Origin of the sequence: Pseudactinotalea suaedae, assembly GCF_009733815.1 — a bacterium.
Taxonomy (GTDB): Bacteria; Actinomycetota; Actinomycetes; order Actinomycetales; family Beutenbergiaceae; genus Pseudactinotalea; species Pseudactinotalea suaedae.
In genome coordinates, this window is sequence record NZ_WNXY01000002.1 from 406,326 (window position 1) to 421,302 (window position 14,977).

Annotated in this window: 17 protein-coding genes; 5 read left to right on the forward strand and 12 right to left on the reverse strand. The window is 72.7% G+C overall.

Annotated elements, in window-relative coordinates:
• Positions 1–58: 58 nt before the first annotated feature.
• A complete protein-coding gene (locus tag GPA04_RS05250; protein ID WP_156223005.1) occupies positions 59–1,600 on the forward strand; it encodes a UxaA family hydrolase in 1,542 nt (513 codons plus the stop codon).
• A 7-nt stretch (positions 1,601–1,607) separates the two neighbouring features.
• On the opposite strand, the gene GPA04_RS05255 is transcribed toward GPA04_RS05250, so the two are convergent.
• Positions 1,608–2,285 (reverse strand): ThuA domain-containing protein, encoded by a 678-nt coding sequence (locus GPA04_RS05255; RefSeq protein WP_156223006.1) that lies wholly within the window; start codon positions 2,283–2,285, stop codon positions 1,608–1,610.
• A gap of 43 nt (positions 2,286–2,328) precedes the next feature.
• On the opposite strand from GPA04_RS05255, the gene GPA04_RS05260 reads away from it, so the two are divergent.
• Both GPA04_RS05260 and GPA04_RS05265 read left to right on the forward strand, forming a co-directional pair.
• Positions 2,329–3,219, forward strand: a complete 891-nt coding sequence (locus tag GPA04_RS05260) for a DUF6807 domain-containing protein (RefSeq protein WP_162458523.1) — start codon at positions 2,329–2,331, stop codon at positions 3,217–3,219.
• Entirely contained in the window at positions 3,216–4,364 is a 1,149-nt protein-coding gene (locus GPA04_RS05265; protein ID WP_156223008.1) for a Gfo/Idh/MocA family protein, read from the forward strand. The genes GPA04_RS05260 and GPA04_RS05265 overlap by 4 nt, the downstream gene beginning before the upstream one ends.
• A 55-nt stretch (positions 4,365–4,419) precedes the next feature.
• Here the strand turns inward: GPA04_RS05265 and GPA04_RS05270 are convergent, their stop codons facing one another.
• The 9 genes from GPA04_RS05270 to GPA04_RS05310 form a co-directional block, all read right to left on the reverse strand.
• On the reverse strand, positions 4,420–5,088 hold the full coding sequence (locus tag GPA04_RS05270; protein ID WP_241680620.1) for a TetR/AcrR family transcriptional regulator: 669 nt from the start codon (positions 5,086–5,088) through the stop codon (positions 4,420–4,422).
• 248 nt (positions 5,089–5,336) lie between these two features.
• On the reverse strand, positions 5,337–5,762 hold the full coding sequence (locus GPA04_RS05275) for a hypothetical protein (protein ID WP_156223010.1): 426 nt from the start codon (positions 5,760–5,762) through the stop codon (positions 5,337–5,339).
• A 99-nt stretch (positions 5,763–5,861) separates the two neighbouring features.
• Positions 5,862–6,149, reverse strand: a complete 288-nt coding sequence (locus tag GPA04_RS05280; protein WP_156223011.1) for a transcriptional regulator — start codon at positions 6,147–6,149, stop codon at positions 5,862–5,864.
• Between the two features lie 8 nt (positions 6,150–6,157).
• Positions 6,158–6,583, reverse strand: a complete 426-nt coding sequence (locus tag GPA04_RS05285; RefSeq protein ID WP_156223012.1) for a hypothetical protein — start codon at positions 6,581–6,583, stop codon at positions 6,158–6,160.
• Between the two features lie 61 nt (positions 6,584–6,644).
• Positions 6,645–7,196: a 16S rRNA (guanine(966)-N(2))-methyltransferase RsmD gene (gene rsmD, locus GPA04_RS05290; RefSeq protein ID WP_156223013.1), complete on the reverse strand. Its 552-nt coding sequence runs from the start codon at positions 7,194–7,196 to the stop codon at positions 6,645–6,647.
• A complete protein-coding gene (locus tag GPA04_RS05295; protein WP_156223014.1) occupies positions 7,193–8,773 on the reverse strand; it encodes a DUF6297 family protein in 1,581 nt (526 codons plus the stop codon). Before GPA04_RS05295 ends, rsmD begins: the two co-directional genes overlap by 4 nt.
• Positions 8,770–9,474 carry an ABC transporter ATP-binding protein gene (locus tag GPA04_RS05300; RefSeq protein WP_156223015.1) on the reverse strand — a complete coding sequence of 235 codons (705 nt, stop codon included), beginning with the start codon at positions 9,472–9,474 and terminating at the stop codon, positions 8,770–8,772. The genes GPA04_RS05295 and GPA04_RS05300 overlap by 4 nt, the downstream gene beginning before the upstream one ends.
• Entirely contained in the window at positions 9,467–11,737 is a 2,271-nt protein-coding gene (locus tag GPA04_RS05305) for an ATP-dependent DNA helicase RecG (RefSeq protein ID WP_241680621.1), read from the reverse strand. Before GPA04_RS05305 ends, GPA04_RS05300 begins: the two co-directional genes overlap by 8 nt.
• Positions 11,738–11,784: 47 nt before the next feature.
• The gene (locus tag GPA04_RS05310; RefSeq protein ID WP_156223016.1) at positions 11,785–12,351 is read right to left on the reverse strand and encodes a hypothetical protein; all 567 of its coding nucleotides are present in this window, start codon (positions 12,349–12,351) and stop codon (positions 11,785–11,787) included.
• Positions 12,352–12,614: 263 nt separating this feature from the next.
• Here GPA04_RS05310 and rpmB point away from each other — a divergent pair, with 263 nt between their 5' ends.
• Positions 12,615–12,806, forward strand: coding sequence for a 50S ribosomal protein L28 (gene rpmB / locus GPA04_RS05315; protein WP_156223017.1), 192 nt, complete (start codon positions 12,615–12,617; stop codon positions 12,804–12,806).
• A gap of 86 nt (positions 12,807–12,892) precedes the next feature.
• Positions 12,893–13,411 carry a GNAT family N-acetyltransferase gene (locus GPA04_RS05320; RefSeq protein WP_156223018.1) on the forward strand — a complete coding sequence of 173 codons (519 nt, stop codon included), beginning with the start codon at positions 12,893–12,895 and terminating at the stop codon, positions 13,409–13,411.
• A gap of 3 nt (positions 13,412–13,414) precedes the next feature.
• On the opposite strand, the gene GPA04_RS05325 is transcribed toward GPA04_RS05320, so the two are convergent.
• Entirely contained in the window at positions 13,415–13,846 is a 432-nt protein-coding gene (locus GPA04_RS05325; RefSeq protein WP_156223019.1) for a CBS domain-containing protein, read from the reverse strand.
• A 155-nt stretch (positions 13,847–14,001) separates the two neighbouring features.
• Positions 14,002–14,967: a thiamine-phosphate kinase gene (locus GPA04_RS05330; RefSeq protein ID WP_241680622.1), complete on the reverse strand. Its 966-nt coding sequence runs from the start codon at positions 14,965–14,967 to the stop codon at positions 14,002–14,004.
• Between the last annotated feature and the right edge of the window lie 10 nt (positions 14,968–14,977).

Below are 14,977 nucleotides of genomic sequence, written 5' to 3' on the forward strand. Positions count from 1 at the left end.
CCGCAACCCCTCGCGCCTACCATGGAGCGAGATGCCCGAACCCATCGAAGAAGAGGCCATGCCCCCCACGCGACTGACCGACGTCGCCCTCCTGCTTCGCCCCGAGGACGACGTCGCGATCACGACCAGCGACGTGGCCGCAGGCACCGCGCTCCTCACCGAGGACGGCGTGCTGACCGTCGCCGCCGATGTCCCGCGTGGCCACAAGCTCGCCGTCCGCGCCGTCGCCGCCGGTGAGCAGGTCCACAAGTACGGGCAGTCGATCGGTCTCGCCACCGTGATGATCGCGGCGGGCGACCACGTGCACAGCCACAACCTCGGCATGGACACCAGCGAGCGGGCCCACGAGTTCGGCACCGCACGCGTGGTCCCGACCTTCCCCGAGGGCCTGCCTCGGACGTTCCTCGGCTACGACCGGGGCGACGGTCGCATCGGCACCCGCAACTACATCGGCGTGATCACCTCGGTCAACTGCTCGGCGAGCACCGCCAAGCTGATCGCCGACCAGTTCCGTGGCCTCGGCACGTTCGACGAGTACGCATCAGTCGACGGCGTGATGGCGCTCGCGCACACCTCGGGCTGCGGGCTGGTCTCGGGGTCCGACGGCGCCGACCTGCTGCTGCGCACGCTGCGCGGCTACGCCCGGCACCCCAACTTCGGTGGTCTGCTCGTGCTCGGGCTGGGCTGCGAGATGCTGCCGGTCACCTCGCTGGTCGAGGGGCTGGGACTGCCCGAGGGCATGCACATCGAGTCGATGACGATCCAGGACACGGGCGGCGTGCGCGCCACCGTGCGGGCCGGCGTCGAGAAGATCCGGGAGATGCTGCCGGTCGTCAACCAGGCACGGCGCACCCCGCAGGACGTGAGCGAGCTGGTGCTCGCGACGAACTGCGGCGGCTCCGACGGGTACTCCGGCATCACCGCCAACCCGGCGCTCGGACTGGCCGGGGACTGGCTGGTCGCGGCCGGCGGCACCTCGGTGCTCGCCGAGACGCCCGAGGTCTACGGCGCCGAGCACCTGCTGACCCGTCGAGCCGTCTCCCCCGAGGTGGGCCAGAAGCTGCTCGACCGGCTCGAGTGGTGGAAGCACTACACCGCGGCCGGTGGCGGCACGATGGACAACAACCCGTCCCCGGGCAACAAGGCCGGCGGGCTGACGACGATCCTCGAGAAGTCGCTGGGCGCCGTCGCCAAGGGTGGCGCGGCGGAGATGGCGGCCGTCTACGAGTACGCCGAGCCGATCACCACCAAGGGGTTCGGCTTCATGGACACCCCGGGCTACGACCCGGTCTCGGTGACCGGGCTCGTGGCGGGCGGCTCCACGGTGGTCGTGTTCACCACCGGCCGCGGCTCGGTGTTCGGGTGCAAGCCCGCGCCCTCGATCAAGGTGGCGACCAACACCCCCATGTACGACCGGATGAGCGAGGACATGGACCTCAACGCCGGTCGCATCGTCGACGGCACCGCCACGCTCGAGCAGGTCGCGCGCGAGATCTACGAGCGGATCGTCGCGGTCGCCTCGGGCGAGCAGACGGTCAGCGAGGAGATGGACATCGGCCAAGAGGAGTTCATCCCCTGGCAGCTGGGCGCGGTGACCTGAGCCCTGCTCAGGCCAGCAACCAGCCCACCTCGCGGCGCAGCAGGTCGGCGCGCGTCTCGCCGTAGGCGCGCAGGTCGTGCCCGAGCGTGTCGACCACGACACGGACCCGCGTCGTCGCGCCGTCGCTCGGCTCACCTTCGTGCGCCCAGACGATCGGGTGGACGACGGCGTCGTGGACCTGGGTGACCAGCGGCACGATCGCGGTGCTCACCTCGAGGAAGGAGTAGCGCTCGTCGACCACGTCGATCTCGGCGGGCATCCCCGCGGTGATCGGGTGTGCGTTCGGGGCGACCTGCGCGGTCGCGGGCCCGCCCGGCGGGTGCATCGAGGTGCCCGGCACCCACCGACCACCCAGCACGCCGGGCCAGCGGGCCTCGTCGTAGAAGGTGTTGGTCGCGGCGTGCGTGGCGAGCACCGGGCCGCCCGCGAGCGCGTGGTCGAGCACGGCGTCACGCCACTGCGAGCCCCGGTCGCCCTCCCCCGGGATCGCGTCGGCGCCACCACCGGCGTTCACCACGACCAGCCGTGCCGGTACCGGTGCCGTGGAGTCGCTGCCGCACACCTGCACGGTCAGGCCCTCCGCGCGGAGGATCTCGGCGATGCGGGCCGAGGTCCCGGGGAAGTCGTGCCAGGGGTCTGCGTAGCGGCCCTCACCGCTGAGGACGACGACGTCGAGGTCAACCATTCCTCCACCCTACGCGGTAAGCGATTACCGTTACTATCGGGACGTGCCCCATGACCCGGTGACCCTGACCGTGGCCGACAGCGATGTCGCGACCTATCACGACGGCTCCGACCTCGCGGCCGAGCTCTCTCCCCGGCCCTATCTGCACCCGGTGCGCACACCGGCGGGCGTGGCCGTCACCGAGACCTACCCGGCCGACCACCGCCACCACTACGGCGTCAGCGCCGCGGTGGCCGACGTCGACGGCGTCACCTTCTGGGGCGGCAAGTCCTTCGTTCTGGGCCAGGGCTACACGATGCTCCCCAACCAGGGCCGTCAGGACGGACCCGTGCCGACCGTCATGGCAGGTCCGGACGGCACCGTGCTGCAGCAGCAGCTCTCCTGGACCGGGCCGGACGGCGAGGAGCTCGTCGTCGAGGACCGTGAGATCCGGCTGGCTCGCGTCGAGCGCGAGGTCCCGGCCAACCTGCTCCTGTGGCGCAGCGACCTGCGCGCCGCGCACCGGGACCTGACCTTCGGTTCCCCGGCGACCCGCGGCCGCACCGGCGCCGGCTACGGCGGCCTGTTCTGGCGCGTCGGCCCCGAGGCCCCTACGACGGTCCGCGTCGCCACCGCCGACGGCGTGGTGAGCGGCGAGGAGAACGCCCTGGGCGCCGTGGGGCCCTGGTTGACCCTGACCCAGGTCCGCGACGACGGCCCGGTCACGCTGCTGCTCGCCCAGCCCCGCCAGGACGGCGAGCACCCGCTCCCCTGGTTCGTGCGCGTCGGCGGGTACGTCGGCGCCGGGCCGGCGGTCGCGTGGGGCGAGCAGCCGGTTCCGTTCGCTCGGGGCACCACCCGGCGGCTGCAGCTGGCGGCCGCACTGGTCGACACCGACCTCGACCCGGCCGCCGCCGAGGTCCTCTACCGCGACCTGGAGCAGCTCGCGTCATGACCACCTCCACGATCCCGACCTTCGCCGTCCTGGGCGTGCACGGGTACGGCCGGCTGCACCTGGCCGAGCTGGCCACGCTCGCCGCCGAGGGCGTCGCCGAGCTGGTCGCCGTGGCGGACCCGCGCGGTGCCGAGGGGGTCGAGAGCGTGCCGGAGGGCACCCCGTGCTACCCGGATCTCGACGCGCTGCTGGCGGCCGTGGTGCCGGACGTCGTCGTGCTCGCGACGCCCATCCACACCCACGCCCCGCTCGCGATCCAGGCGATGCGGGCGGGGGCGAACGTGCTCGTCGAGAAGCCGACGGCGGCGTCGCTGGCCGAGTTCGAGCAGATGGTCGCGGTCTCAGAGGACACCGGCCGTGCGGTGCAGGTCGGCTTCCAGAGCTTCGGGTCGCACGCGTTCGCCGAGATCGAGCGGCTCTGCGCCTCGGGCACGATCGGTGAGGTGACCGGGGTCGGCGGCGTGGGCACCTGGCTGCGCACCCTCGCCTACTACCAGCGCTCGCGCTGGGCCGGCATGCGGAGCCTCGACGGCGTCCCTGTCGTCGACGGCGTCGTGACCAACCCGCTCGCGCACGCGATCGCGACCGCGCTGAAGATCGCCGGCGCTGTCCGCACCGAGGATGTCGCCAGCGTCGAGGTGGAGCTGTTCCACGCGCACGACATCGAGGCCGACGACACCTCGAGCGTGCGCGTCGTCACCGCCGCCGGGACCACCGCCACGTTCGGGCTGACGCTCTGCGCGGCCGACCAGGACAGCCCGGTGATCACGGTGCAGGGCACCGAGGGCGAGCTCGTGCTCGCCTACACGGCCGACGTGCTCGAGGTGCGCACGGCCGCGGGGACGAGCCAGCAGCGCACCGGGCGGACCAGCCTGCAGCGCAACCTCGTGGAGCACCTCGCCGACCCGGACGTACCCCTGCTGGCGCCGGTCGCGGAGACCGGCGCGTTCATGCGCGTGCTCGAGGCGGTCCGCACGGCCCCGGACCCGGTCCAGGTGGGCGAGGCCCACGTCACCTGGCTCGGCGAGGGCGACGAGGCGCACCCGGTGATCACCGACGTCGAGGCCTGGTGCCGCCGCGCCGCGGCCGAGCACAAGCTCTTCAGCGAGCTCGGCGCGCCCTGGGCGCTGCCGGCCGACCGCTGACGGCGACCCCGCCGGGCCCGGAGCTCAGCAGCGCCCAGCGCGCGAGCGCACGCGGTCAGGACCCGGCGCCGTCGAGCAGTCGTGGCATCAGCAGGCGGATCTGCTCGCCCAGCTGCTCCTCGACACCCTCCGCGCCCGCGAGGTGACGCTGGACGGCGTGCGAGAAGACGCCGTCGAAGAGCGCGTACGCGGTAGCCGCGTCGACCACCACGGATCGCTGGGCGAGCTCGCCGTAGCGGACCAGGATCCGCCACACCATGTCCCGCAGAGCGGCGTCGATCCCGGCGACCTCGCTCCGGAAGCTCGGCTCGAACAGGCTCTGGACCCGCAGGTCGTACCAGAGCCGCTGCTCGTGGGAGTCCTCGCGCATCGAGACCAGCAGGGCGGTCAGGAATCGCTCGATCAGGTCGTCGGGCCCGGTCGCGCCCGTGCCGACGTCGTCGTACCGGCGCACGCACCGCTGCTTGTACAGCTTGACGCAGTACGTGATCAGCTCGGTCTTGTCGGCGAAGTAGTAGTGCAGCACCCCGTGCGAGAACTCGGAGTGCTGCGCGATCTCGCGCAACGAGGTGTTGGCGTACCCCCGCTCGGCGAGGGTCCGCAGCGCCGCCCGGGCGAGCTCGTCCCGACGGGTGGCGACCTTGTCGGGCCTGGCGAGCGCCGGCGCTACCGCGCGACCGGTCGCCGCCTGCGGGGCGTCGGTACGGTGCGGCGCAACGGTCACAAGGCTCCACGGTAGTCCTGGGACGGGCCGACCAGCTGCGCCATCCATCTGGACAACTGTCCAAGAAAGTCTTGACGACTGTCAAGGGTTGCTGCCAAGGTGGACCTCCGGCGCACAGTCGTTCTCCTGGTCGCGCGGGTTCTGCCCGATCCGCCGCGAACGGAGATCGTCGTCTCCCGAGACGGCGCCGCTGGCGGCCGCGGAGCCCGGGACGGCATGGAGCCAGGAGCTCGCCGACGTCGCCCTGATCAGCTCACGGCCTTGCGCACCAGCGTCCGCAGCGTCTTCTCGACGTCCTCGGTCCACTCGAGCACCGCGAACGACGTGGGCCACATGACGCCGTCGTCGAGGTGGGCGCCGTCGTCGAAGTTGACGGTCGGGTAGCGGGTGTCGAACTTCGACGACGGCTGCACGAACATGATGACCTTGCCGTCACGGGCGTAGGAGGGGAACCCGTAGAACGTCTTCGGGTCCAGCTCCGGCGCCTCCTCCGAGACCACGACGTGGAACCGCTCCGAGAGCTCGCGGTCGAACCCGGACAGCGCATCGATCGCCGCCACGCACGCCTCGAGCTCCTTGGCCTTCTTGGCCGCGCCCTTGACCCCCTTGGTCGCCCGCAGCTCCTCTGCCCGCTGCTTCATCGCGTCGCGCTCGGTCTTGCTGAACCCGCTCATCGTTCCTGCTCCCTCTCGTGGTGCCTGTTGACACGTTCGAGCCTAGGAACGTCGTCGTCGGGGCGCTTCTTCGTTCCTGATCAGTTGTCGGAGCGCGGCCTACCCGCCGGCGATCTGGTTCAGCGTCCGGAGCAGCTGCCTGAACTGCCGCTCCCCCTCGGCGCTCAGCCGGACCAGCGTCTGCCCGTAGCGGTTCTTGCGCCCCTTGGTCACCTCGACCAGCCCGCGCTCCTCGAGGTCGCGCAGGATCTTCGACAGGTCCGGTGTCGACATCCCCGTCGACTCGGTCAGCGCCGGGTAGTCGGCCTGCTCGACCTGACTCAGGTGTGCGAGCGTGACGAAGCGCTTGGGTGCGACCAGCGCGGGGTCGACGTCGCGGTAGCCCATCGAGATGCTCAGCGGCGGATCAGGAGCACGAGGTAGAACCCCAGCCACACGACGGGTGCCAGGCCGGCCAGCACGAGGGACTCGGGGAACGGCGCCTCGTCACCGCGGGTGACACCCCGCCAGATCGGCAGCAGCAGCCACACGGTGAACAGCGCGACTGCGATCGTGTGGGCACCGAGGCGAGGCTCGTTCGGCCGGGATCGGCGCCCGTCCAGCCAGGTGTGCGCGACCAGCAGCGCTCCCAGCGCCGGGACCAGCGCCCACCACGGCTGCCCGGCGAGCGCCACGAGACCCGCCGCGAGGGAGAGCAGGATCGTGGCGACGGCGCAGAGATGGTCTCTCGCGCTCATCTCACGTCGACGCCGCTTCGGGACGGACGCGAGCAGGTCGCGCGCCTGCTGCGGTGCCACGACGTCCTCGGACCGCTCGCTCATGCGAGCGATCGTGGCATCTAGTTGCCGATAGTGCAACTAGATGCTCTCGGTGGCCAGCGCATCAGGAGGCGCCGGCGAACCACAACGTCGTCTCGCCGTAGACCTTGCTGTCCTCGAGGGTGAGCCCCTCGGGCCAGCTCGGCTCTCCCGCGCGGGTGGACCGCTCGAGCACGACGACGGCGCCCTGAGCCAGCCAACCGGGTCGCGTCAGGAGGCGCAGCGTCTTGTCGACCCCGAGCTCGTAGGGCGGGTCGATGAAGACCAACGTCGAGGTGCGGGTCGGCGGGTGACCCATGAGGAGCTGCTCGACCTTGCGAGCGATCACCGTGACCTGGTCCGCGAACCCGAGCGCGCTCGCGTTCGAGCGGCACACCGCGACCGCGGTGCGCGAGGAGTCCACGAGCACGGCGGTCGCGGCACCACGCGAGATCGCCTCCAGGCCCAGCGCTCCCGAGCCCGCGTACAGGTCGAGCACCTGTGCACCGTGGAGCACGCCTCGGTGGTCGAGGCGGGAGAACAGGGCTTCCCGGACCCGGTCGCTGGTCGGGCGGGTGCCGGTGGCCGGCACGGCGAGCCGCCGACCGCCCGCGGTGCCGCCGACGATCCTGGTCATCGCTTGGTGCCCGCCTGCCCGCCCTGGGCGGCCATGGCCTGGGCGAACGCGCCCTGAGGGTTCGGTACGTGCACACCGATCGCGATCGCGATCAGGGTCGCGGCCAGCTGCCACGGCAGCAGCGTCACGGGTGAGGCCACGGCCACGATGCCCAGGATCAGCGGGACGAGGCAGATCACGACGATGTCCGGCCCCTTCGCGATCATGCCGAACAGGCCGGGCGGGATCGGTGGCCCCATCGGGTTGGCGACCAGCGGCTTGGACCAGTCGGCCGGCTTGCGGTAGGCGCCGCGGATGGCGCCGGCGGCGAACACCGGGCCGGCTGCGGCGGCCAGCGGCAGCCACGGGGAGATGTCCAGACCGGTCAGCCAGGCCCAGGAGCCGACGGTCACGACGGTCCAGAGCAGCATCACGCCCCCCGGCCAGATCAGCCGGATGCGACGGATCTGCTCGGCGGCGATCGGGAACGCGCGGTCGAGCACCGGGGCCATCTCGGCGCGGCGGGCACCCTCGGCGAGCGCCAGGGCGGAGGCGTACCCGGCCACGAGGACACCGACCAGGGTGGTCCAGCTCGCCCAGCCCGCGAGCGTGACGACGATCGGGACGACCGCCCAGACGAGCACGGCGATCACGTGCCGCCGGGAGCGCAGCGTCACCAGCGCGTCACCGCTGACCAGCGCGGTCACCGGGCCGCGGACCCAGCCGAACGAGCGGGACCGGCGTCGGGCGTCGGGCTGGGAGGTGATGCTCAGCGCGCGGCCGAGCTCACGGGTGTCCAGGGAGGTGACCGCGCCCGCGGCATAGGCGGTGACCGCACCCCGCGCGCGGATCTGTGCGCCCGAGATGTCGTCGAGGTGCCGCTCGGTCGAGACGTGCAGGAACACGGCAACGACCAGGAGCACGGCCGCCGCCACGGTCGCGACCTGCGGCGAGAGCGGTGCGGGGGCGGCGGGGCGCAGCAGCACCAGGGCGATCGCGAGCAGCGGTGCCGCGACCACCAGACCCTCGCCGATCGCCACGGCCGGGTGCGCGGCCCGCCCCGAGCCGCTCACCTGCGTGCGGGCCACCGCGAGCACCGCGGTGAGCCCGATCGTGCCGCCGAGAGCGGCGGCGAAGCCGATGTCCGCGCCGCTCGCTCCCGCCATCGTGCCCGCGAGCGCGCCGATCCCGAGACCGAGCGCGGCCGCGATCACCGTGACGACGGTCAGCCGCGGACGCAGCAGCCCACGCCTGTCCACCGGCGTCGGCAGCAGCCAGGCGGCCTGCCCGCCGCCGAGGCCCACCGGCCCGAGCCGCCCGGCGAGGCTGATGGCGGCCCCGGTGGCGACCACGCCGGCGGCGATGCCGAGCCAGGCGGGGTCGAGCACCACGTCCGCTGTCGAGGACCGCAGCCTGGCACTGAGCATCTGGCTGGCACCGAACGCCATGGCTGCCGCCACCAGGAGGCTGAAGACGAACGTGTAGACCTCGCCGACGACGTCACCGATGGCACCGCCGCCGTGGGACTCGGTGGCCGCGCGGGTGAGGCGCCGCAGGTCTCGGCCGGTGAGCGGCGTGACCTCCGCGAGCCCGGTCACAGCGCCTCGATCGCCGCGGCTGCCTGCTCGGGCTTGACGACGCGCGCCTGGTCCTCACCGATGATGAGCGCCTTGGTGGCGACGGTGCGCACCAGCACCGGGTCGTGGGTCGCGAGCACCACACCGCCCTTCGCGGCCACGCGCTCATCGACCAGCCGCTCGGCGAGCCTGTCGCGCATGCCGGCATCGAGCCGCTGCTCCGGCTCGTCGAGCAGCATCAGGGTGCGCGGCCGGACGAACGCCGACGCGAGCAGCAGCCTGCGGCGCTGCCCGGAGGACAGCGCGGTCGGCAGCGCGTGCTGGCGCGGCGTGAGGCCGAACTCCTCGACCACCTCGGTGACGAGATCGCTGACCTGGGTCATGCCGTGCCCGCGCGCGGTCAGCAGCAGGTGCTCACGCACGGTGAGCGCGGGGAGGTAGGAGTCCTCGTCGAGCACCGTGGCGACCTCGGCACGGAACCGCTGAGACCGCTCGTCGACCGGTTCTCCCAGCACGTCGATATGACCGCCGAGCGGCTCGAGCAGTCCCGCGATCGCGCGCAGGAACGTCGACTTGCCGGTGCCGTTGGCGCCGACGACGGCGAGCGCCTCGCCGCGCCCGATCGCGACCTTGATCGGCGGGCAGACGGCGGACTCGGCGGTGCTGCCGTACCCGACGAGGAGTCCCGTGGCGCGGACCAGCACGTCACGCTTGTCAGACACGGTCCAAGAACTCCTCGTGGTCGGGATCGACGAGCTGCGTGATCGCGATCAGCAGCTCGGGGTGGTGCGCGAGGTTGGGGTCCTCGCTGATGAGCTCGCGGGCGTCGGCGCGTGCCTGCTCGATGATGTCGGCGTCCGCGATCACCCGCAGCAGCCGCAGCGAGGTGGCACGACCGGACTGCGCGGCCCCCAGGATGTCACCCTCACGGCGCTGCTCGAGATCGGCCTCCGCCAGTCGGAACCCGTCGAGCGTCTCCGCCAGGATCGTGAGCCGTTCCTGAGAGCTGGACCCGGCCTCGGTCCAGCTGACCACGAGGCAGGTGCCGGGCTTGCTGCCCCGGCCGACGCGACCGCGCAGCTGGTGCAGCTGGGACAGGCCGAACCTGTCGGCGTCGAGCACCACCATCATGGTGGCCTCGGGCACGTCGACGCCGACCTCGATCACGGTCGTGCTGACGAGCACCGGCACCGCGCCCCAGGCGAAGGCGGCCATCGCCGCATCCTTCTCCTCGGTGGTCAGGCGGCCGTGCATGACGCCGATCGCTGCGGGGTCGAGCCCGCTGAAGCGCCGCAGCCACGCCGCCGCGTCCTCGACGTTCGCCGTGCTGTCGGGGCCGCCGTCGACGAGCTCGGTCGCACCCGGTGACCGCTTCTGCTCGCCCTCACCGGTGAGCGAGGCGTCGACGTCGACCCCCTCCTCCTCCTGCGTGGAGGAGATCCGCGGGGCGACGACGTAGACCCGCCCGCCGCCGTCGATCTCCTCGGCGACCTTGGACCAGACCCGCTCCATCCACCGCGCGTTCCCGGCCGGGACGACATGGGTCGCGATCGGCGAGCGGCCCGCGGGGATCTCGCGCAACGTGGACACCTCGACATCGCCGAAGAACGTCATCGCGACCGAGCGCGGGATCGGCGTGGCGGTCATGTAGAGCTGGTGAGGCATGACCTTGCCCTTCGCCCGCAGCGCGTCGCGCTGCTCGACGCCGAAGCGGTGCTGCTCGTCGACGACGACGAGCCCGAGGTCGGCGAACTGGACCCGCTCCCCCAGCAGCGCGTGGGTGCCGACGACGATGCCCGCCTCCCCCGATGCGGCCTGCAGCAGCGCGGCCTTGCGTGCGGCCGCGCCGAGCGACCCGGTCAGCAGCGCGACCCGGGTGCCCTCGGACGAGCCGCCGAGCATCCCGGCCTCGCCGAGCGGACCCAGCAGGGCACGGATCGTGCGGGCGTGCTGGTGCGCGAGCACCTCGGTGGGGGCCAGCAGCGCTGCCTGCCCGCCGTTGTCGACCACCTGCAGCATCGCGCGCAGCGCGACGACCGTCTTGCCGGACCCGACCTCGCCCTGCAGCAGACGCTGCATCGGGGCGGCGGCGGCCAGGTCGGCGCCGATCTCCCCGGCGACGGCGACCTGGCCGTCGGTGAGCGTGAAGGGCAGCTGGGCGTCGAAGGCGGTGACGAGACCACCCTCGACCGCCGGGCGCGGCTGGGCGTCGAAGGCGGCGAGATCGGCCCGACGCCGTGCGAGCGCCGTCTGCAGGAGGAAGGCCTCGTCGTAGCGGAGCCGGTGCCGGGCACGGCTCGAGTCGCGCTTGTCCTCGGGCATGTGGATCGCACGGAGCGCGGCGAGCTCGGACATCAGCCCGCGCCGGCTCACGATCTCGGCCGGGACCGGGTCGAGGACCTCCGCCTCGGTCAGCGGGTCGAGCACGGTGCGGATCGCGTCGCGGATCTTCCAGGACGGCAGCTTGGTGGTGGCGCCGTAGATCGGGACCGGCCGCCCCGCCTCGCGCCGGGCGGTCTCCTCGTCGTCCCAGGAGTCCAGCGGCTCGACCTCCGGGTGGGTGAGCTCGCGCTGCCCGTGCAGACCCTGCTTGAGGGTGCCGGCGAACATCGCGACCGTGCCGACCTTGAGCTGCCGCTCGAGATGGCTCGCGAGGTAGGCCTGCCGCGCGAAGAACGTCAGCGGCAGGGTGCTCGTGCCGTCGGAGATCGTCACCGAGATGATCTGCATGCGCCGGTCGCGGGCGAACCGCTTGGTGAGGTGCACCACCTCGGCGATGTAGGTCACGGGCTCGCCAGGGGTCCCGACATCGAGCGGCGTGCACGCCCCACGCTCGACGTAGCGCCGCGGGTAGTGGCGCAGCAGATCCTCCTCGGTCTCCAGACCGAGCTTGGCCAGCTCGACGCCGGTCCGCTCACCGAAGCGACGCCCGAGCGGTGAGCGCGCACCGATGGCCTTCGCCTTGTGCCCGCTCACCCGTGCCACGCAGCGATGCTATCCGCGGCCACCGACGCCGCGGCCGCCGTGGTGGCTCAGGCCATCTCGCAGTAGTCGCACTGCCCGCTCGCCGGCAGCGTCGTGAAGTGGATCGGGCACCGCTCGGGCGCCGGCTCCTCACGCTTGGGGGGCTTGCGCGTGCGGCGCGCCAGCACCTGCGCCGTCAGCGCCGGGGTACCGCCGTCGGCGGGCAGATCGACCGCGTACCGCTGGTAGCAGAGCAGCCGGTGCTCGGCCGCGACCATCTCGATGTCGGTACCGGGCGCGCGCGCCGGCTCCTTCTGGGACTGCGGGTACAGCTTGCCCATCGTGCCGTCGTGGTGCACGCACAACGACGTGAGCGGCGGCTCGCCCGCGGCCTCGGCGCGCTTGGACACCTCGCCGAGCAACCACCCGATCCACTTGGCCACCGCCATCCGGGTGCGGATCCCCGACACCCCCTGCACGCGGGCGGCGAGCTCGTTGTGCGTCGTGACGGCGTGATACTGCTCGGCGACCCCGAGCAGGCGCTCGTGCGCGAGCGGCACCCAGATGTTGAGGGCGTCCTGGATCTCCACGGGCGAGCCGTCGCTGACGCGGTATGTCCCTCGTGGGATGGTCATCGAGCGGCGCTCGCCGTCGGCTTGCAGGTCGGTGTCATGTCCTCGACACTAGCCCTGGCTGGCGAATCGGGTGCCGCCGGCGCCCGCTCGGGCACCTGCCCTCAGCCCGGTGAGCGGTTCCGGGCACCCGCCCGACGGTCGTGGTCACTGCGCCCCTGCGGCTCGGTGTAGACTTCCGTGGTTGCCCAGGGCCGGTCGTGGCCCGGCGACCCGACGTCGAATCCTGCTGTCCACCGCGACGGCGAACAAGCTAGGAGAACCCCGTGGCCTCTACGTGTGACGTGTGCGCCAAGTCGCCGAGCTTCGGCCACAGCATCTCGCACTCCCACCGGCGGACCAAGCGCCGCTGGAACCCGAACATCCAGACCGTCCGCGCGATGGTCGGTGGCACCAAGAAGAAGCTCAGCGTCTGCACCAGCTGCCTCAAGGCCGGCAAGGTCCAGCGCGCGATCTGAGCGTCCCGCTCGTCGCCTCGAGCCGCTCACCGGTCCCGGTGGGCGGCTCTTCGCGTCCCACCACCCGTGCCCGCACCGGAGGTTCGATGTCCTGGCAGGTCCGCCGCCCGTCCGCCGCCGATGCCGACGCGATCGCGACGATCAACGTCCGCGCCTGGCAGCACGCCTACGCGGGCCTCATGCCCGCGTCCGTGCTCGAGCGCCAGGAGGTCGCGCCGCGCGCGGAGCGGCTGCGGGAGCGTCTCACCTCCGGCACCGGTGCGCCCGGGTTCGTGGCGGTGGCTCCCGACGGGGTCGTGGCCGGCTACTGCTGGTTCGGCGACTACCGCCCCGACGAGGACCTGCCCGCCCCCGGCGAGGGCTGGGGCGAGATCTACGCGATCTACGTCGATCCCGACAGGATCGGGACCGGCGCCGGCGCAACGCTGATGACGGCGGCGCTCACCGCCCTGCATCCCCGCCCGGTCGCCGTCTGGGTGCTCGAGGGCAACGCCCGCGCGCGTGCCTTCTACGAGCGGTTCGGGTTCCGGCACGATGGCACCGTCACCGACTTCGACGCCGGCGGCACCCCGGTTCCCGAGATCCGCTACGTGGGTCCGTCCTAGCCCCTACTGCTGGACGTACGTGACCAGCTGGTCGCGCTCGTCCTGGAGCTCGTCGAGCCGGTTCTTGACGACGTCACCGATCGAGACGATCGCGTGCAGGTGTCCGTCGACGAGCACGGGCAGGTGCCGCACCCGCAGGTCGGTCATCCGGCGGGCGAGCGACTCGAGCTCGTCCTCGGGGGCGCAGGTCTGCACCTCGTCGGTCATGATCTCGGCGACCGTGCGCTCCAGCACGCCCGCCCCGTCGGTATGCAGGTGGCGGACCACGTCACGCTCGGACACGATGCCCACCACGGTCGTGCCACCGTCCGGTGACACCACGAGGGCACCGATCTTGTGCTCGTCCAGCAGCGCGACCAGCTCGGCGACCCCCGTGTCCGGAGCCACCGTGACCACATCCGCGCCCTTGCGTCTGATCACTTCGGCGATACGCATGCTCCACGGTATGCCAGAGAGGACGTGCCGGTGCGGGGAACCGAGCACGGGTTGACTCGACAACCATGCGCGACCGGGACGAATTCGTCACCCGTCGGGGCGGCAACCGGTTGCCTGGTCCGGATGGTCGCGACGGGCGCCCAGTTCTTCCCGGCTCAGGCGCGGAAGTGGTCCCAGCCGAGACCGGCGACGTCCGGCGGGGCGCCGTCGACCGTGACGCGCGCACCGGCGGCGGCCTCCCGCACGGTGCCGATCGCCCGGAAGCCGCCCGGCAGCGCAGATCCGGGCGGGAAGGTGGCCAGCAGGCCGTGGTCCTCGCCGCCGGTGAGCGCGAGCGCGAGCGGATCGGTCCCGAGGGTGGCGGCGGCCGCTGCCACGGTCGCGTCCACCAGCGCGGCTGCCGTCAGATCGAGCACCACGCCCGAGGCGCGCGCCAGCCGGCCCGCGTCCCGGAGCAGGCCGTCGGAGACGTCGAGCAGGGCGGTGGCACCGGCGTCGGCGGCAGCCGGACCGTCGGCGAGCGGCGGCTCGGGCCGCAGGAACGCGCCGACCGCCTTGCCCAGCTCCGCCGCCCGACCGGCCTCGAGCGCGGCCAGACCCGCCGCGGCCCAGCCGAGGCGGCCCGAGTGCGCCAGCACGTCTCCCGGGCGGGCACCGCTGCGCAGCACCGGTCGCCGGCCACCGAGGTCACCGAGCGCGGTGACCGCCACCACGAGGCTCTCGCCCGCGGACAGGTCGCCTCCGACCACACCCACGTGCGGTCCGCAGCCCGCAGCAAGACCCTCGGCCAGCCCGAGCACCCAGGCCACCTCGGTCTGCGGTGGCAGCACGAGCCCGACCACCAGCCCCGTGGGACTCGCACCCATCGCCGCGACGTCCGCGAGGTTCTGCGCGGCGGCACGATGCCCCACGTCGGTCGCCGAGCCCCAGTCGCGGCGGAAGTGGTGGCCCTCGACGAGCAGGTCGGTGGTCACCACCACCCGTGCGTCCGGCGCCGCCAGCACGGCCGCGTCGTCGCCCGGTCCGATCTCGGTCCTGTCGCCGAACGGGAGCAGCGGGGCGAACCGGGCGATCAGCTCGGTCTCGTCGAGATCAGCGACCCGCTCGCTCGAACCGCCCACCTGCGACACT

What these genes read in the sequence shown, in the direction of transcription:
- GPA04_RS05320 (WP_156223018.1), top strand. Translation starts at nt 12,893, where the DNA reads ATGTCCTGGCAGGTCCGCCGCCCGTCCGCCGCCGATGCCGACGCGATC.
- GPA04_RS05310 (WP_156223016.1), bottom strand. Translation starts at nt 12,351, where the DNA reads ATGACCATCCCACGAGGGACATACCGCGTCAGCGACGGCTCGCCCGTG.
- GPA04_RS05325 (WP_156223019.1), bottom strand. Translation starts at nt 13,846, where the DNA reads ATGCGTATCGCCGAAGTGATCAGACGCAAGGGCGCGGATGTGGTCACG.
- rsmD (WP_156223013.1), bottom strand. Translation starts at nt 7,196, where the DNA reads ATGACCAGGATCGTCGGCGGCACCGCGGGCGGTCGGCGGCTCGCCGTG.
- GPA04_RS05285 (WP_156223012.1), bottom strand. Translation starts at nt 6,583, where the DNA reads ATGAGCGAGCGGTCCGAGGACGTCGTGGCACCGCAGCAGGCGCGCGAC.
- GPA04_RS05275 (WP_156223010.1), bottom strand. Translation starts at nt 5,762, where the DNA reads ATGAGCGGGTTCAGCAAGACCGAGCGCGACGCGATGAAGCAGCGGGCA.
- GPA04_RS05280 (WP_156223011.1), bottom strand. Translation starts at nt 6,149, where the DNA reads ATGGGCTACCGCGACGTCGACCCCGCGCTGGTCGCACCCAAGCGCTTC.
- GPA04_RS05265 (WP_156223008.1), top strand. Translation starts at nt 3,216, where the DNA reads ATGACCACCTCCACGATCCCGACCTTCGCCGTCCTGGGCGTGCACGGG.
- GPA04_RS05250 (WP_156223005.1), top strand. Translation starts at nt 59, where the DNA reads ATGCCCCCCACGCGACTGACCGACGTCGCCCTCCTGCTTCGCCCCGAG.
- GPA04_RS05255 (WP_156223006.1), bottom strand. Translation starts at nt 2,285, where the DNA reads ATGGTTGACCTCGACGTCGTCGTCCTCAGCGGTGAGGGCCGCTACGCA.